This window comes from Pseudomonas sp. CROZ-RG-20F-R04-15, assembly GCF_022662375.1.
Classification (GTDB): Bacteria; Pseudomonadota; Gammaproteobacteria; order Pseudomonadales; family Pseudomonadaceae; genus Aquipseudomonas.
On sequence record NZ_JAKNQL010000004.1, the window covers coordinates 91148 to 116835 of the forward strand.

The following is a 25688-nucleotide window of genomic DNA, read 5'->3' on the forward strand; positions in this document are numbered from 1 at the left end:
GGGCTTCGTTGCTTCAGCCGCTACGACTTAAGAGGCCGAACGCGCCGCACCCTGCGATTCACCGGTCGGCTGCAACTTGAACACGTAGAACAACACCGTCAGCAGCACCAGAAACGCCGGGCCCACATACAGCGCCACACGTGTGTCCGGGAAGTACGCCATCAGGCCGACCACCAGCACCAGAAACGCCAGGGCAAAGTACGAGCTGACCGGGTACAGCCACATCTTGTACTTGAGGCCGGCACGTTCGCTGGCGCTCAGGCCTTTGCGGAATTTCAGCTGGGCCAGCAGGATCATCACCCAGGTCCAGATCGCGCCGAAGGTGGCAATCGAGGTGACCCAGACGAAGACTTTCTCCGGCACCAGATAGTTGAGCATTACGCCCAAGAGCAACACCGCAATCGACAGCAGCAGCGCACGACGTGGCACGCCGTTGTTCGAGGTCTTGGCAAAACCGGCCGGGGCCTGACCGTTCTGCGCCAGGCTGTAGAGCATGCGGCCGGTGCTGAAGATGCCGCCGTTGCACGACGACAGCGCGGCGGTGATCACCACGAAGTTGATGATGCCGGCGGCGGTCTTGATGCCCAGGCGCTCGAAGGTCATCACGAACGGGCTGCCCTGAGTGCCGATTTCGTTCCACGGGTAGATCGACAGAATCACGAACAGTGCACCGACGTAGAACAGCAGAATCCGCCAGAACACCGAGCCGATCGCATCGGGAATGGTCTTCTGCGGATTCTTCGCTTCACCGGCGGTCAGGCCGATCATCTCGACGCCAAGGTAGGCGAACATGACCATTTGCAGCGACATCAGCACGCCGGTAACGCCGTTGGGCATGAAGCCGCCATGGGCCCACAGGTTGGAAATCCCCAGTGCCACGCCGTCATTGCCGAAGCCGAAAGCGATGATGCCGACGCCGCCGATGACCATGGCGATGATGGTGACGATCTTGATCAGGGCAAACCAGAATTCGAATTCACCGAAGGCTTTCACCGCGATCAGGTTGATCGAGCCCATGCTGATCAGCGCCGCGAGCGCCCAGATCCAGCGCGGCACATCGGGAAACCAGATGCCCATGTAGACGGCTACCGCGGTGATTTCCGCGACGCAAGTCACCAGCCACAGGAACCAGTAGTTCCAGCCCGTGAGAAAGCCCGCCAGCGGGCCGAGATAGTCTTGTGCGTAACGGCTGAACGAACCGGCCACCGGGTTGTGTACGGCCATCTCGCCGAGGGCGCGCATGATCACCAGGATCGCCAGACCACCCAGGATGTACGAAAGCATGATCGCCGGGCCGGCCATTTCAATGGCCTTGGCCGAACCCAGAAACAGACCGACGCCGATACAGGCACCGAGCGCCATCAGGCGAATATGCCGTTCGCCGAGTTCACGTTTCAGCGGACCGCCCTGAGCGGTGTCGCCGTGAGGCAGGTGATTGCCAGTTGGCATAGGGGGACAACCTCGTCTTGTTATTGGATATGACCACCGAGTAGCGAAGCGTCGGCCGATAAGCCTTGGCTGCTGTGACACCGCGAGTGCCTCGTGGGCAAACGCGCCCTGCAGGACAACCTGCAAGATCAGCGGGGCGTGCAGTATAAAAAGCCTGGGGCAGGATTTTTCACTCTATAAACCACAAGATTCAGCGGGAGTTGCCGCAAGAATGCCAGAAGACCCATGGGATCAACTGGCACAAGTAGGAAAACTCGCCACTGAAAACGGCGGCGAGTATTTCACAAAAAGCCTGATCCGTTCTGCTTCGCCCGGCTTTTCAGCACTGTCGACAACGTATTACCGGGGCTTCTGACGCCGCCGGAACATCGCCGCAGTGCGCTGACAAGGCAGGCCGGATCACACGCTCAGGGGCGCGGATGAAAAGTTCTCGAGGGTGCTGCGGATGTCACTTATTTCGACTTCGTCAGGCTTGAACTCGTTGACAGCATAATCAGCACCGCCGCGCTTTTTTCCATACGGCTGGAAAGTCTTCGCCAAGGCCCCGTCCCCTAACGCTTTGGACAAGCCTTCCTGTAAGGTTTCCTGGGTGTCAAATAGCGCAACGCCAGAGTTAGGGTCGTAAAAGAACCACTCTTGCTTGCCAGCTTTGAATCTTGTGCCGGCGACCATTCCATGACTTTTAGTGCCGATCATGAGTATTTTTTCATCACGAGCATCGACGAGCTCATCGATGATGGTCTGCGCATCCATTTTTTGCGGCTTGCCCCCTGTATGGAATGAATATTTGGCACCCAGACGCTGCTGACTCTTTTCCAGATCGGCAATAAATTGTGCCGCTTGCGGAGCACTCTGGTTATCGGCAGCCTTTGTGACATTCCTGAAAAACGTACCCTCTCGCCGATGATGAAAGGCGTATGCCATGCCGTATGACAGCGCGGCGCATCTGCCATTGGAAGCCACATCGACCCGTGCCAGAAAATTGCACTGCGAAAACGGCACGACTTTGACACCTTTGGGCATGTCCCGAATGAGTCGCTTTTGATAAATAACTGCGTCCAGAAACAGACTCTCTTTTATCTCCCTGGTCAGAGCCCCCATTTCTTCGGGGAGCCAACCCGGTTTCGTCGCCAACTCCAACAATTCCAGCGTGCTCATGCGGGAACTGTAATCAGGGATGGCTTTGACAATATCCAGCCCATCGTTGAAGCCATCTTTGAAGGCTGAAACATTGTTCGGCGTGCAGGCAGCCTTGATATTGTCGTGAAAACTCGAATAGCGATCGGCGTAGTTTGCATCCGCTCCAAACAGGCTGCCCATACGCACTTGTCTGGACTGAAAGTCGCCGGGGGGGCCGTAAATTCTATTGCTTGCAAGATTGTAGGGGTACCACTGATCGTTTTTCAGAACGCCTATGCCATCAATACGCAACTCGCCTACCTTCCAGAGGCCTGGCAATGCAGTCGCGTGTTGTTTACTCACCGCGTCCAACAGCTCATAGGTGCCCGCAGCCCCGCCGCGCAACCTGACGAGATTTTCCAGGCCGCGGTTCGCAACGAACTTGACTCCGTTGCCTGCGAGTCGTGCGCCTCCTGCAGCCAGAACGTGCAGCCCGCTGAACGGGTTGAGTTCGCCAATGACCAGCGCGCCGATGATTTTCGCGGCCTTGAGCGCCTTGCTGAGTGCCGATGCCGTCCTGGCGCCTAATTGTGCCAACTTTGCCGCGGCACTCACGCCAGCGGTGACGAACCCCAAGACATCGAGAAACAGGTCAATTGCACCGTCCAGATATTTGCCGTCGATAAAATTGCTGATGGCCGATTTGAAGGGGATCAAATTGAGCAGAAACTGCACGCGCGAATCCAGCACCGCCAGTTCCTTGTCCCAGGTGGTCTGGCCTTCAGCGGCTTTGAGAATGTCGTCGCTGTCGTAATCGAGATGTTCGACAAACGCATCGGCAATAAGGCGGGTTCTCTCACTGGAGTAACTGTCGGGGACGGACGGAGTCCACGACAGATAACGTTGTTGTTTAAACTTCGCGGCAATTGCATCATCAGCAACTGTGAAAGGCCTCATGCCGTACGAAACGCTCGGAAGATCTCGGCTGACCCGATCGACATGCGTGGCTGGATCAGAATCTTCCTTGCTGATTGAGCCGGCAGCCAGATCGATGTAATACACCGAGACTTTCTTATAGGCACCCCGCTCGACTCTCAATGTCAGGTTGCTGTTGGTGGGAGTAATCGTCTTATCAAAAAAACTCAGACCTGCTTTGATGGTCTTGTCTTGATAGAAATCGATCTTGCCGTGTTCGAGGTTCTCCCGGTCCACCAGTGGCAACTCGGATATCAGGTGTCGCACCGTTAACCGGGCGCCTTCCTTGAGATTATTCAGCGTCGCTTCAAACTCCCGGTTGAAGGTCCGTCGTACACGCAGATCCAGCTCGTTGATGTCGTGAATACGGTATTTCACCAATGGATGGCTGGTTTTCCACTTGAACGCCCCGTCCATCATTGCGACGTCCAGCAGCGTGTGCAGACCGGCCGGCCCGCGGATTGCACTTGGCAGCGGGGAGAGCGCGTCCACTATTTTCTCCCCTACCGATCGGTCCCACTCAAGCACGTGCTCTTCAATGGGATAATCTTCGCCAAACTCCTTTTTCAGCCCGGCCCGGGCCATTTCCTTGCGACTCGGGAACACACTACCCAACAGGATTGGCGTGTTGAGCCGGTCGGCCAATGCGTCATTGAAACGCGTTTTCAGCACACCCAATTCTGCCTGGGTGTAATTTTCATCCTCTTTCCTTGCCACCAGACCATGAACAACGCCCCAATCAATCAGCGTAACGGTCTGCGCGTACTGAGTAGCGGCCGGGTCGATCAACGCTGCACGTTCGGCGCAGATCATGACTTGTGCAAACGTCATGTTCGCCACCTTGCCCGGCGACTGAGCTTCGATGGTCGCGGCGGCAACCGCCAGGTTGAACCATGCCGGACCGCCGTACTTCACGCCGACCGGAATATCTTTGATCAGGAACAGAGGAGCGTTGTTCGCCAGCAAAACATACGCGCCCAATCCGGCCATTTGGGGGGTGCTGACAAGTTCCTTGATCAGATGTTTGCGCAGCTCATCGAACACTGCCGTAACCGGTTTCCCCCAATGTTGCTTGCTGCACAGATCGAAACCAGCAACGTTATTGCGTTTAGGGTTTTCAATCGACTGCGAATCAATGCTCAGTTGAAGAGCAGCCAGTGCGTAGTCATTGACGCTTACATCCGAGGCATAACCTTTCAAACGAGTTTGCACCGCCAGCCCCAGTGCCTGACCGCGAGTGCCGGCAATCAGGGTTTCCAGCGCCCTGGCTGGATCGCGCAAAGTTTCGAGAGTCAGCGGTTGTTCCATGTTCAGAAGTTCCAGCAGCCCTCGCCCCGTCGGTGGCAAGTCATCAAGACCCTCGGTATAAATCCGCACAGCTTCCAGCACCTGCTTCTTTTGCTCGGAACTTAAAGGAATCTGCCAGGATAAAGCGCCGGCAAAATCAGCCAGTGCGGAAGGCAAAACCTTTTCGGCTTCAAGTCTGGCGAGGTCAATGTTACTTGTATCACTATCAGACGTCGAAACAACATTCGACACAGAGCCATTGGACTCAGACATACACTATTCCTTGAGGATTAAAACAAGGAAAAAGTAAACATCCAAAATCCTCAAAGAAACAGTCGACAAGCATTACCAATTAAGTGTTTTACCAACTGTATATAAAACTTAACCAGCCAACACTTCAAACACCCCGCACTGGCTCATACGCTAACTTACCAACATCAAGCGCCGCGGAGGCAAAAACAGCCAGAAAGCTCAAACCATAAAACTTTATCAACTTATGTTTTTAAACTTTCTTACTCGATATCAACTATAAAAATGACTCATACTTTTAACCACCGGTGCCGGACCCGATTATTGGAGCGGCAACGGCAGTAACCGAATCTTGAACTGAATGCCTCTCGAGAATGGAATGATCTTATGGCTGGCTGACGATCACGCCGTAAAAAATTGACAGAACTGCAGCCACTCATCGAGTGATCGAGGCTTGTCAGGGCTTCGATGCTCATCCCCCTCACAATTCCCTCGCCCCTCGCCAACCACCGTCTAAGCTTCAGACAAGTCCGATCAATCTGCGTGAATGGATCAATCGACTATGGGCGCTTTGTGGCAAACCGATTCGAGTAAAGCCGTGGTTCCGACTGAACGAGTGGATGAAGCGCCTGTCCCTGAAAAACCCCGCCGCAATCGGCATGGGTGGAAGGCTTTCTGGCTGTTGCTGGTGATTATCGCGATCGTGGTGGGGCTGGCCGCGTCCAAGGAAATGCGCACCTCGCGCTTTCAGTCGCGGGAACTCAGCCAGTACGCGGCGTCACTGACCTACACCCTCGAACCCGGCCCCAGCGAAGCGATTCGCTATCCCGGCAACGGACCGTTCGATCTGCGCCTGGGTTACAGCTCCCTCGATGAATTCCTGCCGCGCTTGCTCAAACGCAATTACGTCGTGACCGAGCAGACGCGGTTTTCGCCGGCGCTGCTCAGCTACACCGACAAAGGCCTGTTCGTACCGTACTCGGAGAAGATCCAGGCCGGGCTGTCGATCACCGATTGCCGGGCTGCACCGCTGTATAAATATAACTATCCTCAACAGCTGTACGCCGATTTTGCGGCCATCCCGCCAGTGGTGGTCAGCAGCCTGCTGTTCATCGAAAACCGTTTCCTGCTCGACCCGAAACAACCGTTGGCCAACCCGGCAGTAGACTGGCCGCGCTTCGGCATGGCGGCGTGGTCGCAGGTGGCGAAATTGCTGCATCTGCCCGGCCAGTCGGCGGGCGGCAGTACGCTGGCGACACAGCTGGAAAAGTACCGCCACTCGCCGGATGGTCTGACGGTGTCCGGCGCTGAAAAGCTGCGGCAGATGATGTCCGCCAGCGTGCGCGCCTATCAACCCGGCCCACAGACCCTGGGGGCACGGCAGAACATCGTGCGTGACTACCTCAACAGCGTGCCGCTGTCGGCGGTGCCGGGGCATGGCGAAGTGCATGGCATGGCGGAAGGGTTGCGGGTCTGGTACGGCAGCGACTTCAATCAGGCCAACGAACAGTTGAACAGCCCGGCGACCGATCCTAAAACCATGGCCGCCAAAGGCCTGGCCCTGCGCGAGATGCTGTCGCTGATGATCGCCCAGCGCCGTCCATCGCATTACCTGACCAAGGGCCGCGAAGAACTCACCGAACTCACCGACAGTCACTTGCGCCTGCTCAAGCAGAACGGCGTGATCGACAGCGCCTTGGCCGATGCCGCCCTGACCAGCAAGGTCAGTTATCGCGACTGGCAAACCCAGCCGACCATTCAGCCAATCGAGACCAACAAGGGCATCAGCGTCGCCCGCAGTCGCCTGGCCAGCATGCTCAACCGGCCGCTGTACGATCTCGACCGCCTCGATCTGTCAGCCACCAGCACCCTGCAGGGCGACCTGCAGACCCAGGCCACCGCGTACCTGAAGAAACTCGCCGACCCGGCCTATGCCGCCGCAATCGGCCTGCTCGGCGAACGCTTGCTGACGCCGACCAGTACCACGCAAGTGCGCTACAGCTTTACCCTTTTCGAACTGACCCCGGACGGCTCAAGAGTGCGGGTGCAGACCGACAGCACCGACCAGCCCTTCGACATCAACGAAGGCAGCAAACTCGAACTTGGCTCGACGGCGAAAATGCGCGTGCTCACCACGTACCTGCAAATCATCGCCGAGCTGCACGACAAGTACGGCGCAATGAGCGTGCCGGAGCTGAAGAAAGTCGAAGTCCCCGATCAGGATCGCCTGAGCCAGTGGGTCATTGATTACCTGATTCAAAACAAGGATCACGACCTGTCGAAGATGCTCGGCGCCGCACTCGATCGCAAATACTCGGCGAGCCCCGGAGAAGCTTTTTTCACTGGCGGCGGCTTGCATGTGTTCCACAACTTTCGCAATGAAGACAACGGCCGCATGCCGACCTTGCGCGATGCTCTGCGCGAGTCGATCAACCTGCCGTTCATTCGCCTGATGCGCGATCTGGTGCGCTACACCACCTACTCCGGCCCCAACAACAGCGCCGAACTGCTTAAAGATGATCGCGACCCGCGTCGTCAGGAATACCTGGCCAGTTTCGCCGACCGCGAAGGCACCTCGTTCCAGCTCAAGTTCTGGAAAAAATACAAAAACAAAGACACCCAGGCGCGCCTCGACACCTTCCTCGACAGCATGCGTCCGACACCGATCCGCATGGCTGCCGTGCATCGCTATTTGTTGCCCGATGCCAGTCAGGAAGACTTCAACACCTTCGTGCGTTCACACCTGAAGGGCGCCAAGCTCAACGAAAAACTCACCGACGATCGCCTGATCCGCCTCTACGATGCCTACGGCCCCGGCAGTTACGATTTGCCCGATCAAGGCTTCATCGCCAAGGTGCACCCGCTGGACCTGTGGATGATCGGCTACCTGCTCCACCACCCTGACGCGACGTTCAGCGAGATCGTCAAGGCCAGTCATTTCGAACGTCAGGAAGTCTACAGCTGGCTGTTCAAGAGCAAGCACAAGGGCGCCCGCGACAGCCGTATTCGCACCATGCTGGAAATCGAAGCGTTCCTCGAGATTCACCAGCGCTGGCAGAAAGTCGGCTACCCGTTCGACCACCTGGTGCCGTCGCTGGCCACCGCCATCGGCAGCTCCGGCGACCGCCCCGCCGCGCTGGCCGAGCTGATCGGCACCATCCTCAATGACGGCGTGCGCATGCCGACCCTGCGCATCGACAGCCTGCATTTCGCCGCTGGCACACCGTACGAAACGCAACTGGTCAACGACCCGCATGTCGGCAAACGCGTGATGCCGTCCGAGGTCGCCACGGCCATGCGCGAGGCGCTGTCGCAAGTGGTCGATGCCGGTACGGCAAAACGTGTTTCCGGCAGTTTCAAACTGGCCGATGGCAGCCCGCTGGCCATGGGTGGCAAAACCGGGACCGGCGACAACCGCATCGAGGCGATTGGCTCGGGCGGGCGCATCCTCAGTTCGAAGTCGATCAACCGCACGGCGACCTTTGTGTTCTATATCGGCGAGCACCATTTCGGCACCCTCACCGCATTCGTTCCGGGGCGTTCGGCGGAGAACTTCAAGTTCACTTCGGCCCTGCCAGTGCAGGTGCTCAAGGGCATGGCACCGATTCTCACGCCGTATCTGCAACCGGGCAGCGACTCGCAATGCAAGCCGGCGCAAACCGCCAGCGTGGCGATGCTCGAGGCGCAGCGTCCTACAGCGAGGTAACAAATCGTGTCGGGACATTCTGAATCAGGGTGACGGTTTTTCTCGACGGTGGGTGGTACTCATGTATTTTTCAGATTCGAATTTTCGTCGGGTTAGGCGCCCGCCAAGTCGTTTGCCTCCCGATCTTTGAACTTTTGTTTTGCCCTGCCGTGGGTAGGCTGATCACTCCTCAACAATCAAGGATGATTGGCCATGTCTCTCGCTCCCCTGCCTGCCGAACTCGCGGACAAAGGACGGCACTACGAATTCATCAAAGCCGCCGTCGACGACAGTTTCAAGAACGCCACCCTCAGTCGTGCCAACGCTTTGGCAGTCACGCCACTGACTAACCCGGCCTGGTACACCGCTGCGCCCGCCGCTTACCGAAAAAAACTCGCCGCCGCCAATCTCAAGGCCTGGGGTTCGCAGAACCGCGTGGATCATCTGCTGGCGAAAACCGACCTGTATGCCTTCGCCGAACCGTTGCTCAAGGCAAAAATCAAGGCGCGTCACGGCATCGAGCCAGATGTCAAAAGCACTTTTTTGCGCCTGTACCTGCCCAAAGACCGCCCGTGGTACACCGGCGACTTTTCCGCAGGCGTCGTGACCCACACGGTCTCGCTGCTGGATGCGGCACTGCACAACTTCGCCGACAGTGAAAAGGTCGAGCCCGGTTCGGATTACATCAGCCAGCCCGATGAGCGCGGTTTGTTCGATGTCCTGCCGATCAGAAGCGCCATGCCCATCAGCCAGTTCCAGTCGCTGTGCCGCGAGCTGGACATCGGCGCGCAGTACAAAAAGCATCTGGAAACCTGGCTGCTGCCCGGTGAGCCCGTGGCCGAGGCCGTGTTGCAACACAAGGTCAGCGAAAGCCAGCGAGACGCCCTCGCCGTCGCCGCACAACTGGCATTGATCAAGAACGACATCCCGTACGACGCCTACAAAATGGTCTTGAATCTGGCGGAAAACCAATCGTCGCTGCTGCTCAACGGCCGCTCGATGCGCTGCAATGACCTGTCACTGCTCGGCACCCGGCTGAACGCGATCCTGCTGTTGACCCATGCGCAGCCGGAAAGCCGTGGCATCAATCGGCTGATTGTCTACATCCCCCACGACCCCGATCACCCGCTCAAGGAATACGATTCTCTGAAAGCGTTCCGGGAGGAATTGGCGCGCCAGCTGCGCGAAGACCGTTTCAGCGACTCGACACAACAGACTTACCGCCAGTTTTTCAGCCAGTTCGTCGATCACCAGCAGCGCGGGCACTTCTTCGCTGAACTCGAACAACGGCTGTTCGTCGTCAGGTATCACCCGCGCAAGGATCCGACCGATCAGGGCCCGCCGTGGCACAAGGATCCCGTGGCCAATCCCAACCTGCAATTCAGCCGGGTGAAATTGCAGGGCGATTACTGGCGCCATGCCTATCAGCAAAAGCTCAACAAGATTCTCAACGACGCCCGGGAAATCGCCGTTTCCACCGCAGACACCGACAGCAAGGCACGCTGGGCATGGTGGGACAACTTCAAGAAAATCCTTTCGGACATCTTCAATGTCGCCCTGTTGATTGCCACGCCATTCGTGCCGGGGCTGGGCGAACTGATGATGGTCTACACCGTTTATCAACTGACCACCGACGTGATCGAAGGCATCGTCGATCTGGCCGAAGGCCTTTGGCAGGAAGCCGCCGACCATGTCATCGGGGTGGTGACCAACATCATCCAGCTCGCCGCTTTTGGCGCAGGCGCGGAAATTGCCGGTGCCTTCAAAGTCAAGTTATCGCCGCTGGTCGAGGGCATGAAACCGGTGCGCTTGCCTGATGGCAAACCGACGCTGTGGCAGCCCGACCTCAGTCCTTACGAACACAAGAACCTGCAACTCAATGCTGCCTCGAAACCAGACCTGCTCGGCCTGCACGACCACGGCCGCGAACGCATCCTGCCGCTCGAGGGCAAACTCTACAGTGTGGAAAAAGCCTCGACGCGTGCCGACATAAAAATCTACCGGGTCAAACATCCCGTGCGAGCCAATGCCTACAAACCGCTCATTGAACACAACGAGCACGGCGCCTGGCGGCATGAGGCAGAAAACCCGGCAGACTGGGACGACCAGGCCCTGATGCCGCGCCTCGGCCACCGCGCCGAGCGCTTCTCGCCGGCGCAGCTGGAGCAGATCCGCATCAGCAGCGGCACCGGGCACGATCACCTGCGTCGCATGCACAGCGCCAGTAGCGCGCCGCCCCCATTGCTGGCCGACGGCCTCAAGCGTTTTACGGCTTACGATGACGCGAGGATCGCCAGTACCAATATCCGCGCCGGCCGGCCGATCGCAGCCGAGTCGGACTGGTTCGAACCGATCGTCACCAGCCTGCCCGGCTGGCCGCGTCAACGGGCGATGAACGTGCTGTACGACCATCTCGATGGCTATTCGCGCCGCTACGGCAATCCGACGGCCAGCCCGGCCGACACCCTGACCATCACCCAGGCCGAACTCAATGCCGGGCACTTGCCGCAGCGCCTGGTGGGGTTTCTGAATGACGCGCAAATGCGCGCTCTGCTGGGGCCAGAGGTACCCGCAGCGGAGCGTGTGCAAGCGCTGCGCAATGTGCTTGCCGATGCCGTCGACACACGCCAGGCGGAGGTGTCCCGGCGTCTCTATCAAGCGAGCGAACGATCCGCCAAGGCTGACGTGGGCGTCGTGCGCGACACCTTCCCCGAGCTGCCGCTGCCACTCAGCGAAAAACTGCTGGCCCAGGCCAGTCCCGCCGAGCTGCAACGCACGGTAAACGAAAAACGCCTGCCACTGCGCCTCAAGACGCAAGCACGAGAACTGGATTTTGAAGCCAGGGCCAGCCGTGCCTACGAAGGTTTCTATCGCGACGATCAACTGTCTGCCGACACCGAACGGCTCGCGCTGGGGACCTTGCGCATTCACACCGACACCTTTGCCAACCTGCGCATCGAGGTACGCGACGGCACGCTCGACGGGCCGTTGCGTTGCAGCGTCGGACCGGATGACGCCAGCACCCTCAGACGACTGGTCAGAGATGAACACGGCCGCTACGAAGTGTTCGATGCCAACCATCGTTCGCTGCACGCCGCCGATGATTTCTATGCATCGATGCTGCATGCCGTACCGGCTGAAACGTTGTCGAGCGTGGGTTACCGGCGCGGTCAGGGCCACCCGCTGAAATTGTGGCTGATGGAGTTGTCGGCCGCTCCCGCCGAACGCCGCAGTGTGCTGGCCGACCCGCCGATTCGCCCGGTGATCAATATCGAAACCGAAACGCTGGTACGCGGCTTGCCCCGGTATTTGCGTGCATCGACCCGGGAGGAAAAAATCAGCGACCTGTATCCGTCAATGACTCAAAGGGAAGTGGCATCGCTGCTTGAGACGCTGCAGCGCCGGGGCAACCCGGATGAAGCGATTGCACGTCTGAAGCAGGACCTCAATGAGCTGAGCAGCGAGCTGGACAGCTGGCGCGACAGTCTCCCTCGCGAGGTGGATCCCGAAACAGACTACGTGGGCACGTCATCGGACTACCTGCACAATGGCGGCAAAGACGTCGCCGATCAGCTGATCAAATGCTTCAAGCGCCAAAGCACATTTTCCGAAGATTCCGGTGCCCATCCTGAGGATGGCTACACGCTGGATTTTTCCGGCGAGTTCAAGGGCAAAGACATCGAGCCCTGGTGGAATGAGCTGCGCAAGCGCCCGAAAATGAAGCAATACTTCGATCGCATCACCGCGCTCAGACTCGACAAGGCGCCAATTTCATCCGATCCCAGCGCCCTGCTGAGCAGTTTCCCCAACCTTCGCCATTTAAGCGCCCGGGAGTGTGAGTTACAGGAACTGCCTTCCATCCTCGGCTTGATACGGTCATTGAAGACCCTCGATCTGGCCGATAATCAGATCCAGCTGAAAGTTGCCTCCCGGCAAGAACTCGCCGGCCTGACAGAGCTGCAAACGCTGAATCTGAACGGCAACCCGTTGACCCTGCCACCCGATGTCGGGCGCATGGACCATCTGACAGAGTTGAGTCTGGCCGATACCCGCATCGAGAGCTGGCCGGACGGCTTGTTCAGTGTCAATGCAGTGGACAAACAGCGACCGCGCAGCTTCATGCTGGATATGCGAAAAGCGCCCATCAACACCTTGCCCGAAGTCACTCCCGGTTCCACTCAGGCGCACATTCTCAGCCGTGCACGTTTCGATACGGGGCGGCTGTCCAACGAGGACCGCGTGCGCTATGGCAACTACCGCAAGTCCGTAGGCATGGCATTTGTCCAGGACTATTCAGCGGCGACCGATAACGAGATCAGCCACTGGAAATTGTTTCCTCGGGAATCAAGCCCTTTCAGCCCGTCAGTAACGTTCACTAAGTACCGTGAAGAATCCTGGCATGACCTGATGGCAGAACCGGATTCCGCCGGTTTTTTCGCCATGATCCGCAAACTGCGGGAAAGCGCCGACTACCGCTCCGACCAGGGACGCCGACGCTTGACTCAGCGCGTCTGGGAAATGGTCGACGCTGCGGCGCTGGACACAAAACTGCGCAAGAAGCTGTTCAAGCAGGTCGTAGAGCCGAAAGATTGCGGCGACTTCGGTGCGCAGTTGTTCAACTCGCTGGGCATGAAGGTGTTGGTGTCCAAGGCGTACGCCGAATCCAGCACACCGGCCATGATCGAGGACCGACTCGTGCGCCTCGCCCGCAGCGCTGCGCGCTTGAACCGGGTGACCGACGAAGCGGATTTTGAATACAAGACCCAGGCAAAGCTGAATGAAGACGACCCGCGCAATCCCGCGCCGGATGAAGTCGAAGTGCACATGGCCTTCGAAACCGGGCTGGCTGAACGCCTGCAATTGCCTTGGCAAACCGAAGGGATGCTGTACCGGGCGCGCTCCGGCGTGACCGACGAGAAAATCACTAAAGCCTACGAAACGATCAAGGCCGGCGAACAAGGTGATGGTCTGGTTAACGGCATGCTCGAACTGTACTACGGCAATTTCTGGGAAAAGTATTTGCAAAAGACCTATCCGCAGGAGATCGCCAGCAATGATCTTGCGTTCCGTCCCCAAGCGGAGCGGCTCGAAGAATTGAAAAACGCCAAGGCTGAATGGGCCGCCCCGAATGAGCAAACCAACCTGCACATGCTTTCCCGCAGGATACAGACGCTGGCCGATGCGCTCGGTATTTCTGACGCCCCGGAGCTGTTCGAAGATGCCCCTCTGAGCGAAAAACTTTATAAGCAACTGTATGACGGTATCAGCTCGCAACGCACGGAACTGTTGCGAAGTCTGACCCGCGAGGCAATGGCCAGAGCCGGTCTCTGACGGCGGCATTGTTCAACCGGCCAGCCTGGTCAAGGCTGGCCGGGCTGGCTAACCGGTTTCCGAATCCCAGATCACCGTGATCTTGCCTGTGTAGGCCCGGCCTTTGGCGTTATCGATCAGCCAATCGGTCCACGACTTGCCGACCTCGAAATGCAATGTTCCCGGCTTGCGATCGACATAGAACCCCGGTTGAAACACCGGGCTGTTCTCGCGGCTCAACGGGAAACGGCTGACCGCTTGCCCGGCGCCGTCGTTCAAGCCATTGGGCAGGCTGACGCCGACGTCGACGCCCCCGGCGAAACCGGACTCACGATCAAGAATGGCGCAGCCAGAACCCGTGCCCAGGCTGTGTTCGCATTCAAGCCTCATGCTGAACCTGGACGAGGCGGAGATATGAAAAACCTGATCGCGGTATAGCCGCACCGGTTTGCGCCCGCTCTCTAGCCAACTGCGCCAGCCGCCCTGAGGTTCCAGCACGATGTGGTTGCCACCGGGTGGAATGTCGACCTTGAGGGTGTGCTGCACGTCGAGGACAAAGTCCAGGGTCAGGTTGTTGTCGTCCGGTTGCATCCAGTGACCCATGTGAAAATCTCCACCGGGGCCCATGGAATAGCTGATCGATCCGGTGTATACGCCGCTCGACATACCCAACGGGTCAGGGGTTTTCAGTGCATAGGAAAAGTCGAGCTTCTCGAACCACATCGATGGAATCGGCAGAGCGACGGTCTTGGTACACGTGTTCTCCACCGGCGTGTGCCAGAAGAACCGATAGGTTTTGGCACTGACTCCGCTCACCAGGCTGTTGCGACAAGGCGGCGCGGCATACACCCAACCGTTGGAGGTCCACAGACGGTCATGGGCCTGGAACGTGTTGTCGATTCCAGTGAGCTCCTGCACAGTCTTGCTCAAATGAAAAGTTGAGCCGACGCCAGTGATACTGACCTCGACCTGCGCCGTCTCCCCGGTGTCGCGATTGGTCACCGTCAACCGTCGCCAGTTGACGGGAACCTGCAGCGCGACGCCGTGACCGGGGGGGAGGTCGCGGTATGACGTGAAACGAACCGGCACTTCGATACTGAACATGTTGCTTTCCGCGCATTGCGCCGGATAGCTCACGCAATAACCGCTGTTGGGCGTCTGGTTGACGAACTGGTTCTTGCTGGGCTGCGCAGGATCGGGCTGAAACAACGCACGAATTTCCAGATTCGCGGCCTGTGCCTCGGGAATGCCCGCCATCAACAACAGAGCCAGCGCCAAGGTGAGCTTTTTCATGGTTGGATCCGCCCCGGATTCATGGCTCCAGCTCCCCGGCCGGCGCGGCAGCGCTGAACATCAGCAACACATTGCCGCTGTAATCGCCCGAGCGATAACCGCCAGCCGGCTCGATCGGCTCTATTTTCAGCGCCACGCGTTTGCCGCCGGCCGCCTCTTCTTTCGAGACCACTTGTTGCGGAACGATGTGTGAACTGAGCACGACATCATTGAACGTTACTCGCAACATGATCACTTCGCTGGGCCGGCCATTTTCCAGATAAGGATCAAACAACAGACGGGCATCGATGGCGCTGCTGTCGTGACGCACATCGAAGTTTTTCTGCAGGCTGCCGAGGGTTGCCTTGGGATAGTCCCAGAACAGCTGTTGCGGCCGGTGAATCCAGTCCGGCTCGGCGGGAATGACATAAAAGGGCCGGTTGGGAATGGTCAGGGACACCTCGAAGGTGTGCTCTTCCCGGGCCGCCCACGCCAGCGCGCAGGTCAGTCCGGTAGCGACCATCAGCGCGGCGGCGGTGCATTGCTTGATCATGTTGATTACCCGATGCGTCAATGGAAGCAGACTTAACGACTGGCGATTTTCACGATTTTTTTGTCGGCACCTTCGATCAGGAAGAAGCGGTATTCGCGGCCCTTTTCCTTGTCGAAGGCGAAGGTTTTGCCGGCCAGTACATGGTGTTTGGTGGTCGCGCCGCAGTCGGACTCCTTCGTCAGCGAGCAGCTTTTGAACTCGTCGACGATGATCACCGTATTGCCGTTGTTGCGCAGTTCGTAGCGGCTGGCGCTGTCATTGACCTGGGTGTCGAAACGCGCGTCCTTTGGCCGCACGAAAAAGATCGTGCCGAAGCCGGTCATCACGTTGACCCCGGCCGACAGGGAGTTCTTGTAGTCCTCGCGCTCTTCGTTGCTGACCACGAATTCGTCTTCCTTTTCCGGCACCACCGGTACGAAGCGCACGCGGAAATAACGCTCGCGATCACGCTCGCCCATGTACAACAGACGCGTGCCCTGCATGCCCTGCGCCGGCACGATCAGCCGTGCGGGACTGGCCATCAGACCATTGCGCGAGGCGCCGTCGGCGGCGTTTTCGACTGCAATTTCCTGGGAGGTGCCGTCGGCGCCGTAGACGATTTCCAGCACGTTGACTTTCACGAACGCAGTGGCATCGCCACTATTGAATACGCGCTTGAGGTAGGTACTTTTGTCGGCGTCGAGATAGTCGTACACGGTGCCGACATTGATCTGCGGACCGGCCTGAGCGGTCAGACAAAACACGCTGAGCACGCCCAGCAGAAAACCACGGTTCATCGTTGAAACTCCTGAACGGTTAAGAAGGCACGGATTGAAAGGCTCAAACATCCGAATCCCAGATCACGGTGACATTGCCGCGCAGCCGGTCGTTGAGGTCGGGCTGTTTGAGGAGAAATTCGATGGCAAACGGCGTCATCTCGAAATGGATTGCTCCGGGCTTGCGATCCACGTACAGGCCAGGCTGAAACGGGCCGATCCACTCGTTGAAGCGCAGAGGTAGCCGAGTAACGTTAGTGCCGCCGGAATGGGTAATGCCCGGTGGTAACGACATGGAAACCTCAACCTCGGTGGTGTTGCCCTTCGGGCTGCCGAGGTTGCAGGTATTTCCGCCTTGGGAGCTGCAAAGGAGCATCACTTTGAAACGCGATGAAGCCGAGATAAAGAACGGTTGATCGCGAAAGATCCGCGTGGGTTTGCGCCCACTGTTTATCCAGCGCGCCCACCCGCCCTCGGGCTCCAGTGCAACGTTGTTGCCACCGGGCGGCAGGTCGACCTTGAGGGTGTGCTGTACGTCGAGGACAAAGTCGAGGGTCAGGTTGCTGTCGTCTGGTTGAAACGCAGCGCCCAAATCGAAATCGCCACCGGGGCCCATGGTGTAGGAGAGCGATCCGGTGTAGAGACCGCTGCTCATGCCCAGCGGATTAGGCGTTTTCAGCTCATAGGCGAAATCGAGCTTGCTGAAATACATCGAGGGGATACGGAAGGCAGCGGTCTTGGTACACGAGGCTTCGACAGGGGTATGCCAGAAAAACAGATAGGTGGTGGCACTGTACCCTGCCAGGCCGCTACCGAGGCACGGCGCCGGTGCATAAAGCCAACCGCTGCCAGACGTCCAGAGGATGTCATGGCCTGTGGGGGCGGCCACACCCGTCAACGTTTCCACCGGTTCGCTCAGGACGAATCTGGAGCCGATGCCGGTTATGCGTACCTCGACGACTTCGGTTTCCTGGGTATCCAGATTGGTGACCGTCAGCCGCCGCCAATCCACAGGCGCTCGCACTGAAACATCGTCACCGGGCATCAGCGCGCGAGTTGATCGGTAAGGAACGGGCAACTCGATGCTGAACATGTTCCTGGCCTCACATTGCGCAGGATAGCTCACGCAATAACCGCTATTGGGCGTCTGGTTAACGAACAGGTTCTTGGACGGCTGCGCAGGGTCGGGCTGAAACAACGCGCGGATCTCCTGATTCATTCCATGCGCCGGGAACACGCTCAGCGCCAGTGCCAGCCCGCACCCCGTCGTAATGATTTTCATGGCTCAACCCGCCTTCTGTTCAGTGAACGTGACATCGGCCAGCGTGTCCGGCGTGCAGCGCAGGTCACCGATCATCAGCACATTGTTTTCGTTGCGATGGCTGTCGGCATCGAGGCGGAACTGGCACAGCAACTGATTGCCCTGACGCACTTCCAGGGTCGGCGAACCGGCATTCATTTCCATCGAAAAGAACCCGTCGACCTCGGTCACGCCGCGACTGGCGTGGTTGATCACGTGGTGCCCCTTCAGCGGCTGCCCCTGCGCATCGACCAGCCGGCCGAGGACGGTCAGGGTTCGCATTACGCGGACCTGGCGATATTCCACGCCGCCCTTGTTCAGGTGATAACGCGTGCGCGCCGGCTCGATCGTCGCCGCCGGGACGGTATTGCCCTCGAAATCGAAACTCACCGAGCTGTTCTGGTACGCGGTGATCGGAATGAAATTGCGCCCCGGCTTCAACGCCGCACCGCCACCGCTGTAATCATCGGCACGCAGAACGATGTCCTCGATGTCCGACTCGACATCGACAATCATGCCGGCGCCACGCACTTCGCTCTGGCTGGTCATGAGCATCTGCTGCCCACCCACTACCAGCGTGCTGTCGACGTTGAGGCCACCGGTGAAATTGCCGTTGTACGAGGAGCGCTGAACGAACGCGTCGCCATTGACCGCATCGGTGCGGAAATTGGCCAGGCTGGACATGCCCAGACCATAGGTGTCGGTGAGCGCAGTGACCGAAACGCTTTGCAGCACGTGGTCCTTGAGATCCTTGCGCCAACCGAGGGAGGCGTTGTTGTCGCGCGCGCCGTCCCGAGCAGTGCGCGAGCCGATGCTGCCGCTGATCTGCTGCCCGGGTGTGCCGAGGGCCATATTGATGCTCAGGTCGACGCCACGATTGCGCGCATCGCCACTGCTGTAACTGCCCGGCCGATCGAACAGCGACAAGCGCCAACTGGCATCGCTGCCCAGCACCACCGTGCGCTGGGTCCAGCCCAGATCCACACCCATGCCTTCGACGTTGCCTTCACTGTGCGAGACCCGCGCGTTGACCGAACTCTTGCTGCTGATGCGATGGTTGAGCGCCAGCGACGAATTGCTGGTCTGGCCGATAAACACATTGCGTGGCCGCACGCGAGTGCCGTCCGGTAACGTGTCGTAGGTATTGGTGGTGTCGAGCCAGCTGCGGTTGTGGCTGACGACGATACTGCCGGCGCCGTAGTTGTAAAGGCTCTGCAGGTCGAGCCCGGTGCCGTAGTCCTCGGTCTTGTAGACGTTGGCGTAGAGGCTGACGTGATTGGCCAGCGTCCAGTCGATGGACGTGCCGTACTGCAGCTTTTCGCGGATCTGCCGCGCCGACAGCCCGAGAATCACCCGTGGATGCATCAGGTAATTGACCGAGGCGCCCGCCGTCGGGCTGCCGCTGGCCTGGGTGTCCCAGTTGCTCAGCAGTTTCTGTTCTTCGCCGGCGAATACGTTGTAGCGCCAGCGCTCGTCGAGGTTGCGCCAGTTGTTGGGTTTGTACACCAGCTCCTGGGTTGTCGACGTAATCTGGCCGTCTTCGATCAGCCGCACTTCCACTTCATAAATACCGCCGGGCAGCGGCCGGGTGTCGAGGGTCTGCAACCCGGCCGGCACCGATTGCGTGTTGATCAGCAGGCCGTCGCGCCAGATCTCCACCGAGCCCTGACGGTTGGCGGTGACATAGATCGGATAGACACTGGGCATCGGGCTGTTGATGGCCAGGCTGTCGGAGCTGCCATACATCACACCGACAGCGGTGTCAGGGCTGGTGCCGAACGTGCGGGGCTGGCGCGTCAGTCCTTCGGAATTGGGGGTGAAATAACCCAGACGGAAAAAACTGCCTTGCAGTTCGCGCTGGGTGTGCAGCTCATGGAGGGCATGGTAGAGCTTGTCGTCCGGACCGCCGAGACGGGCCATTTGCAGGTTGAGCGTCTGACTCCAGTTGCCCAGGCTTGAGCTGGCCTCCAGGCCGAAGCGGCCGCCGAGGTCTTGATCCTGACCGCCATTGAGATTGAGCTGATTGCGCACCATCAGGCCGCTACTGCCGCCGTCGGGCTGCTCGTAGTAGCGCTTGGCGGCTACGTCGCGTTCAGCGTTTTCGGTGACGATCGAGACCAGCGAGTTTTCCAGGTTGTAATGCACGACCAGAAACTGCTCCGGGCAGGAACCGCTGCACGCGCCCAAAGGCACGCCGGGTTTCAGATAGCTCGCCCATTTTTCCCGCTCGGCGGGGCCGAAACGGTTTTCGCTGGTGTCGGTGAATTCCAGCAGGGTGATGCGATCATCACGGGACAGCACCACCATGGCTTCACCCAGTGGTTGCTGATCGACTTCGACCCGTACCGCGAGCGGCACATCAAAGAAATGCTCCTCGAAATCCGCCGGCAAACCCTTGGCCTGCGCCAGCAGACTGCGTGGTGTGGTACCGGTGGAGTTGGAAGCCACAGCTGCGCTGGCACAAAACAACAGCGCAAGCGCAGCCGCGATGGGTGTCATCGGGAACATGAACGCGTACTCGGATAACAAACAATGGAAGTCCGTCGAGGCAAACAAAGCGTCTGCCCCGACGGTCAAGCGTCAACATTGAAGTTGGGCCTGGTGCCTGATCGATCGATCAAGTGACTGCTGTTATGGCGTCACAGCGTCGAAGATCATCGCCACGGCCCCGGTGTAATCACCTGGCTGGAAGTTGCTGCCCACGGCGCTGATGCTCAGCGGCGCACGGAAGTTGACGTCGGACTCGGCTTCACCCACGACCATTTGCGGGGTCAGCGTCAGTTCCTTGTTGTTGAACAGAACGCGCAAGTCGATCGACGTGCTGCCGGAGACCAGTTTTGGCAGGCTCTCCAGGCTGGCGTGTACCGAGCCGTTATTGTTGCGCACATCGAAGAAGCCGTTGACGTCGCGCATCTTGCCGGTGGTTGGCTGATAGCTCATGTCCTGGTCTTTGTTGACCAGATCCGGATCGGTCGGCACGACGTAGAAACCGTTGGTCGGCACATGCGCGACAAGGTTGATCGAGTGCGACGCTTCACCGGCAGCGAATGCGCCAGTGGAACCCAGTGCCAGAAGAGCCAGTGGAGCGGCGATTGCGAATTTCTTGAACATCGTTATGTACCTGTTTTCTTGATAGGGGGATGAGCATTGAAAGTTCAAGACGAACACTGCCCGAATCGCTGCCCGGGTTGTTCCAGGCCAACTTGAACTTTCAATGCCGGAACATCATCGGCTGTTAACTCTGGAAAGTAAGCAGGCAACTTCCGACAACCGCGTAGTTAAACAACCCCATGACCCGCAAGAAAAAACAACAAAAACACGACATTCGAAACAGTGACTGTAAGTTCCACCCTACAGACAGTTAAAGTTAAAAAACCATACAGCAACTTCACCCTGCCAACGCGGTAACTTAGTGCAATTTAGAACATATACTCTACATGGAATAGAGTGATGACTTTAACTTTCAGGTTATTGCACGCGACATTCGCCTGAAAAATCATCGCTTGCCTTTGTCCGCGGCTGCCGCTCGTCAGGCCGGGTCAAGGCTCAGGGAAAAACGTCTTGCATCCGCCTTAAGATATATCTTAAGTTGTATCTAAACACGACGAGAGAAACCTGAAATGAGAGACCATCATTCCCCCCACCGCGAACACGGCGACGGCCGTGACGGCTTCGAGAAGCGCCCCGGACGTGAACGCGGCGGCCGTGGCCCACGGGTGTTCGCCCCCGGTGACCTGAAATTGCTGCTGCTGGCGCTAGTCGCCGAACAGCCGTGCCACGGCTACGACCTGATCCGCCAGATCGAAGGCATGTTCGACGGCGCCTACAGCCCGAGCCCGGGCGTGATCTACCCAACCCTGACCTTTCTCGAAGAGAGCGAATTGATCACCGGCGACGCCGAGGGCGGCAAAAAACGCTACAGCGTCACCGAGGCCGGACGTTTGTCTTTGAGCGAACAAGCCGTTGCCCTCGACGGCGTGCGCATGCGCATCGACGTCAGCAAACGCTCGTTGCGCGGCCATGATCGCCCGCCGGAAATCCACGAGGCGGTGCACAACTTGCGCCATGCCCTGCAGATGCACCACGGCCGCTGGAGCCCGGCAGAAATCCTGCGCGTGCGTGACCTGCTCAACGACACCGCCAAAGCCATCGTCGACGGCCCCGCCGTTCAACCTGTTTCGGAGAAAAGCGAATGACTGCAGTCGATAGCCAAACCATTCACCGCGTGATGCACGAAATCAAACGCCGCAAGCTGGAAGTGTTGCGTGTGGTCGACCTGACGCCGCGCATGCGTCGCATCACCCTCGGCGGGCCGGAATTGGCCGGGTTCATCAGCCTCGGTACCGACGACCACGTCAAACTGTTGTTCCCGCAGAATGCCGAACAGGCTGCAGCCCTCGAAACCATGGTGCTCGGCGCTGGCAAGGATGACGGCCCGAAACCGGAAATGCGCGACTACACCCCACGTCGCTATGACCTCGACGCACTCGAACTCGATATCGATTTCGTCCTGCACGGCGACGGTCCTGCGTCGACCTGGGCCGAGCAAGCCCAACCCGGGCAATTCCTGCACATCGGCGGCCCGCGCGGCTCGATGATCGTGCCGGACATCTTCGACAGCTACCTGCTGATCGGCGATGAAACCGCCCTGCCCGCCATCGCCCGCCGCCTCGAAGGCCTGGCGGCCAATCGCAAAGCGCTGGTGGTGATCGAAGTGGAGAACGGCGCCGAACAGCAAGTGCTGGAGAGTGCAGCGCAGGTCAACGTGATCTGGGTGCTGCGCGAGGGCGGCAAGGACAATTTGCTGGCGACGGTGAAGCAATTGCAGGTGCCGAAGGGCAATCTGTATGCGTGGGTGGCGACCGAGACCAAGGTTTCACGGCAGATTCGCCGAGTGCTGATCGATGAGCATGGGCTGGATGAACAACTGATCAAAGCGGTCGGCTACTGGCGCGCAGAAGGCACTCCCGAAGAAGAATGAGATCCCTGTGGGAGCGAGCCTGCTCGCGAATTCGGTCTGACATTCACCCGACGATGTCGACTGATACACCGCTTTCGCGAGCAGGCTCGCTCCCACCCTTGACCTTAACTTCGTACTGACCGCCAGCGGTCGAGGCCGATCAGCGCTAGCCCGATCACCACAAACCCCAGCAATATCCCCCCGGCATTGACCAGCACCTGTGGATAACCCAACACCGCGACATCAATGAACGGGTACGCATACGCACCGAGCCAATGTCCGCGCAGCAAGGCGTAGATGAAATACAGCAGCGGATAAATCAGCCACACCGGCAGATGCCACAGGCGCAAAGTGCCCTTGGGCACGCACAACCACCAATAGCCAAGAAACAGCAACGGCATCACGTCGTGCAGCAGTTCATCGGCAACAAATTGCCAACCTTCGGGATGCCACAAATGCCGCAGCAGAATGCTGTAGGCCAGTCCGACCACAGCAATGCTCACGGCAATCGCGCTACTCACCCACGGCTGCAAAAACCAGCGCCGCGCAGCGGATTCGCGAGCGGTCACGGCGCAGGTCAACACTGTCGCCACCAGCGTATTGGTCAATATCGTGAAGTAGCTGAAAAAGCTCACCAGCCCGCCCAACAGGCTGGCGCCGACACTCAAGCGCGCGAAGAAAATCAGGTACAGCTGAATGCCCAGTCCCGCCCAGCCCAATACGGCTGCGCAGGTGATCAGGCGTCGCCGCGAGACGGCGTCCATCTCAGAGCGGTCGCTTGGTGCGCATCAACTTCACGTACAGACGCTCGACCTTCTCCCGCGCCCACGGGGTTTTACGCAGGAACGTCAGGCTCGACTTGATGCTCGGATCGCTCTTGAAGCAACGAATATCGATACGCTCGGCCAGCCCCGACCATTCGTAATGGCTCACCAGTGCATTGAGGATCTGTTCGAGGGTGACGCCGTGCAGTGGATCGGGGGTTTGTTCGTTCATGCCAGGCCTTTGGGCGAAGTGAAAATGCAGAAGCCGCGCACCTTAGCCGAGGGGCTGGTCGGGTGGAAGGCCTGACTTCAAATGTAGGCCAACCTGAAAAGATCGCAGGCCACGACCCGGCTCACAATGCGCCCGTTTGCCGCACTGTTACCGAATCCGAAACGCTGCATGTTCACAAAAGGCCTTTGTCTTTTTGTAACAGATCATTATCCTGCCGCCCTTCTGCTGAATCGCTTCACTGCCTGCGACTTATTGAAGCACTCAGCTCGCACCCCGAAAACACCAAAAAAAGACTTATCCATGCCCGATTTTTCCTTCTCCCGAGACAGCGCTATCCCTACCCTGCGCACCCTTGGCGGCTGCACCGCTCTGGGCCTCGCCACTTGCGTTCAAGCGGCGCCCGCGTTCGACAGTGAATCACCGTACATGCTCGGTGACTGGAACGGCACGCGCACCGAACTCTCGGAAAAAGGCTACGACTTCAAACTCGATTACACCGGCGAAATGGGCAGCAATCTGCACGGCGGCTACGACCACGACCGCACTGCGCGCTACAGCGATCAGTTCGGCCTCGGCACGCACCTCGACCTGCAAAAGATCCTTGGCTGGGACGACGCCGAGTTTCAACTGACCATCACCAAGCGCAGCGGCAACAACATCAGCAACGACCGCATCAACGATCCGCGCGTCGGCGGCTTCACTTCGGCCCAGGAAGTCTGGGGCCGTGGCCAGACCACACGCCTGACGCAGATGTGGTATCAGCAGAAATTCTTCGACCAGAAACTCGACATCAAAGTCGGCCGTTTCGGCGAAGGCGAAGACTTCAACAGCTTCCCGTGCGACTTCCAGAACCTCGCGTTCTGCGGCTCGCAGGTCGGCAACTGGGTCGGCGGCATCTGGTACAACTGGCCGGTCAGCCAATGGGCGCTGCGCGTCAAATATCACCTGACCCCGGAACTGTACGCCCAGGTCGGCGCCTACGAGCAGAACCCGTCGAACCTCGATCGCGGCAACGGCTTCAAGCTCAGCGGCAGCGGCACCCAGGGCGCGATCCTGCCGATCGAACTGGTGTGGACGCCGAAACTCAACGGCCTGCCGGGTGAATATCGCGCCGGTTATTACTACAGCAACGCCAACGCCAGCGACGTCTATAAAGACAGCCACGGCCAACCGGCGGCCCTCAGCGGTGAAGCTTATCGCAGCGCGTCGAGCAAACACGGCGTGTGGCTGGGCATTCAGCAGCAGATCACCAGCATTGCCAGCGACAACAGTCGCGGCTTGAGCGTGTTTGCCAACGGCACGATGCACGACAAGAAAACCAACGCGATCGACAACTACGTGCAGGCCGGCATCACCTACAAAGGCCCATTCGATGCCCGCGCCAAGGACGACATCGGCTTCGCCCTCGCCCGCGTGCACGTCAACCCGGCCTTCCGCAAAAACGCCGAAGCGAGCAACCGCGCCAACGCCGTGTACGACTACGACGATCCGTCGTTCCTGCCGCCACAAGACACCGAATACAGCGCAGAACTCTATTACGGCGTGCACGTGACCAACTGGCTGACCGTACGCCCGAACCTGCAATACATCCGCCACCCCGGTGGCGTGAACAACGTCGACGACGCCCTGATCGGCGGGATCAAGATCCAGTCTTCGTTCTAAAAAATTACTGAGATCCAATGTGGGAGCGAGCCTGCTCGCGAAAGCAATTTCAACTTCACCAAAGAAGTCGTCTGACACACCGCTTTCGCGAGCAGGCTCGCTCCCACATGAAATTC

At 58.8% G+C, this 25688-nt stretch carries 16 protein-coding genes; 6 read left to right on the plus strand and 10 right to left on the minus strand.

Annotated features, from left to right (window positions below; genetic code table 11):
• Positions 1-27: 27 nt before the first annotated feature.
• Positions 28-1449: an amino acid permease gene (locus L8H52_RS08265; protein ID WP_242206689.1), complete on the minus strand. Its 1422-nt coding sequence runs from the start codon at positions 1447-1449 to the stop codon at positions 28-30.
• Positions 1450-1660: 211 nt separating this feature from the next.
• Between L8H52_RS08265 and L8H52_RS08270 the strand changes: the two genes are divergently transcribed.
• Entirely contained in the window at positions 1661-1804 is a 144-nt protein-coding gene (locus L8H52_RS08270; RefSeq protein WP_242206691.1) for a hypothetical protein, read from the plus strand.
• Positions 1805-1848: 44 nt separating this feature from the next.
• On the opposite strand, the gene L8H52_RS08275 is transcribed toward L8H52_RS08270, so the two are convergent.
• Positions 1849-5103: a hypothetical protein gene (locus L8H52_RS08275; RefSeq protein ID WP_242206693.1), complete on the minus strand. Its 3255-nt coding sequence runs from the start codon at positions 5101-5103 to the stop codon at positions 1849-1851.
• Between the two features lie 538 nt (positions 5104-5641).
• On the opposite strand from L8H52_RS08275, the gene L8H52_RS08280 reads away from it, so the two are divergent.
• Together L8H52_RS08280 and L8H52_RS08285 are read left to right on the plus strand one after the other, a co-directional pair.
• A complete protein-coding gene (locus L8H52_RS08280) occupies positions 5642-8785 on the plus strand; it encodes a transglycosylase domain-containing protein (RefSeq protein ID WP_242206695.1) in 3144 nt (1047 codons plus the stop codon).
• 192 nt (positions 8786-8977) lie between these two features.
• The gene (locus L8H52_RS08285; protein WP_242206698.1) at positions 8978-14095 is read left to right on the plus strand and encodes a DUF6543 domain-containing protein; all 5118 of its coding nucleotides are present in this window, start codon (positions 8978-8980) and stop codon (positions 14093-14095) included.
• A gap of 48 nt (positions 14096-14143) precedes the next feature.
• On the opposite strand, the gene L8H52_RS08290 is transcribed toward L8H52_RS08285, so the two are convergent.
• The 6 genes from L8H52_RS08290 to L8H52_RS08315 all read right to left on the minus strand — a co-directional run bounded on the left by L8H52_RS08290 (position 14144) and on the right by L8H52_RS08315 (position 21065).
• Positions 14144-15367, minus strand: coding sequence for a hypothetical protein (locus tag L8H52_RS08290; RefSeq protein ID WP_242206700.1), 1224 nt, complete (start codon positions 15365-15367; stop codon positions 14144-14146).
• Positions 15368-15386: 19 nt separating this feature from the next.
• Positions 15387-15899: a fimbrial protein gene (locus tag L8H52_RS08295; RefSeq protein ID WP_242206702.1), complete on the minus strand. Its 513-nt coding sequence runs from the start codon at positions 15897-15899 to the stop codon at positions 15387-15389.
• A gap of 32 nt (positions 15900-15931) precedes the next feature.
• On the minus strand, positions 15932-16675 hold the full coding sequence (locus L8H52_RS08300) for a molecular chaperone (RefSeq protein ID WP_242206704.1): 744 nt from the start codon (positions 16673-16675) through the stop codon (positions 15932-15934).
• Positions 16676-16718: 43 nt separating this feature from the next.
• The gene (locus L8H52_RS08305) at positions 16719-17936 is read right to left on the minus strand and encodes a hypothetical protein (protein WP_242206708.1); all 1218 of its coding nucleotides are present in this window, start codon (positions 17934-17936) and stop codon (positions 16719-16721) included.
• A 3-nt stretch (positions 17937-17939) separates the two neighbouring features.
• Positions 17940-20462, minus strand: a complete 2523-nt coding sequence (locus tag L8H52_RS08310) for a CS1-pili formation C-terminal domain-containing protein (RefSeq protein WP_242206710.1) — start codon at positions 20460-20462, stop codon at positions 17940-17942.
• A 123-nt stretch (positions 20463-20585) separates the two neighbouring features.
• A complete protein-coding gene (locus tag L8H52_RS08315) occupies positions 20586-21065 on the minus strand; it encodes a CS1 type fimbrial major subunit (RefSeq protein ID WP_242206712.1) in 480 nt (159 codons plus the stop codon).
• Positions 21066-21574: 509 nt separating this feature from the next.
• Between L8H52_RS08315 and L8H52_RS08320 the strand changes: the two genes are divergently transcribed.
• On the plus strand, positions 21575-22150 hold the full coding sequence (locus L8H52_RS08320; RefSeq protein ID WP_242206714.1) for a PadR family transcriptional regulator: 576 nt from the start codon (positions 21575-21577) through the stop codon (positions 22148-22150).
• Positions 22147-22935: a siderophore-interacting protein gene (locus tag L8H52_RS08325; RefSeq protein WP_242206716.1), complete on the plus strand. Its 789-nt coding sequence runs from the start codon at positions 22147-22149 to the stop codon at positions 22933-22935. Before L8H52_RS08320 ends, L8H52_RS08325 begins: the two co-directional genes overlap by 4 nt.
• A gap of 104 nt (positions 22936-23039) precedes the next feature.
• Here L8H52_RS08325 and L8H52_RS08330 read toward each other — a convergent pair whose 3' ends face one another.
• Entirely contained in the window at positions 23040-23678 is a 639-nt protein-coding gene (locus L8H52_RS08330) for a Pr6Pr family membrane protein (protein ID WP_242206718.1), read from the minus strand.
• Position 23679: 1 nt separating this feature from the next.
• On the minus strand, positions 23680-23910 hold the full coding sequence (locus L8H52_RS08335; RefSeq protein ID WP_007916799.1) for a VF530 family protein: 231 nt from the start codon (positions 23908-23910) through the stop codon (positions 23680-23682).
• 300 nt (positions 23911-24210) lie between these two features.
• Between L8H52_RS08335 and L8H52_RS08340 the strand changes: the two genes are divergently transcribed.
• Positions 24211-25572, plus strand: a complete 1362-nt coding sequence (locus L8H52_RS08340; RefSeq protein WP_242206721.1) for a carbohydrate porin — start codon at positions 24211-24213, stop codon at positions 25570-25572.
• The last annotated feature ends 116 nt before the right edge of the window (positions 25573-25688 follow it).

Bases quoted from the DNA above. Each gene is read 5' to 3' on its own strand.
- L8H52_RS08265 (WP_242206689.1), bottom strand. From the start codon at position 1,449: ATGCCAACTGGCAATCACCTGCCTCACGGCGACACCGCTCAGGGCGGT.
- L8H52_RS08270 (WP_242206691.1), top strand. From the start codon at position 1,661: ATGCCAGAAGACCCATGGGATCAACTGGCACAAGTAGGAAAACTCGCC.
- L8H52_RS08275 (WP_242206693.1), bottom strand. From the start codon at position 5,103: ATGTCTGAGTCCAATGGCTCTGTGTCGAATGTTGTTTCGACGTCTGAT.
- L8H52_RS08280 (WP_242206695.1), top strand. From the start codon at position 5,642: ATGGGCGCTTTGTGGCAAACCGATTCGAGTAAAGCCGTGGTTCCGACT.
- L8H52_RS08285 (WP_242206698.1), top strand. From the start codon at position 8,978: ATGTCTCTCGCTCCCCTGCCTGCCGAACTCGCGGACAAAGGACGGCAC.
- L8H52_RS08290 (WP_242206700.1), bottom strand. From the start codon at position 15,367: ATGAAAAAGCTCACCTTGGCGCTGGCTCTGTTGTTGATGGCGGGCATT.
- L8H52_RS08295 (WP_242206702.1), bottom strand. From the start codon at position 15,899: ATGATCAAGCAATGCACCGCCGCCGCGCTGATGGTCGCTACCGGACTG.
- L8H52_RS08300 (WP_242206704.1), bottom strand. From the start codon at position 16,675: ATGAACCGTGGTTTTCTGCTGGGCGTGCTCAGCGTGTTTTGTCTGACC.
- L8H52_RS08305 (WP_242206708.1), bottom strand. From the start codon at position 17,936: ATGAAAATCATTACGACGGGGTGCGGGCTGGCACTGGCGCTGAGCGTG.
- L8H52_RS08310 (WP_242206710.1), bottom strand. From the start codon at position 20,462: ATGTTCCCGATGACACCCATCGCGGCTGCGCTTGCGCTGTTGTTTTGT.
- L8H52_RS08315 (WP_242206712.1), bottom strand. From the start codon at position 21,065: ATGTTCAAGAAATTCGCAATCGCCGCTCCACTGGCTCTTCTGGCACTG.
- L8H52_RS08320 (WP_242206714.1), top strand. From the start codon at position 21,575: ATGAGAGACCATCATTCCCCCCACCGCGAACACGGCGACGGCCGTGAC.
- L8H52_RS08325 (WP_242206716.1), top strand. From the start codon at position 22,147: ATGACTGCAGTCGATAGCCAAACCATTCACCGCGTGATGCACGAAATC.
- L8H52_RS08330 (WP_242206718.1), bottom strand. From the start codon at position 23,678: ATGGACGCCGTCTCGCGGCGACGCCTGATCACCTGCGCAGCCGTATTG.
- L8H52_RS08335 (WP_007916799.1), bottom strand. From the start codon at position 23,910: ATGAACGAACAAACCCCCGATCCACTGCACGGCGTCACCCTCGAACAG.
- L8H52_RS08340 (WP_242206721.1), top strand. From the start codon at position 24,211: ATGCCCGATTTTTCCTTCTCCCGAGACAGCGCTATCCCTACCCTGCGC.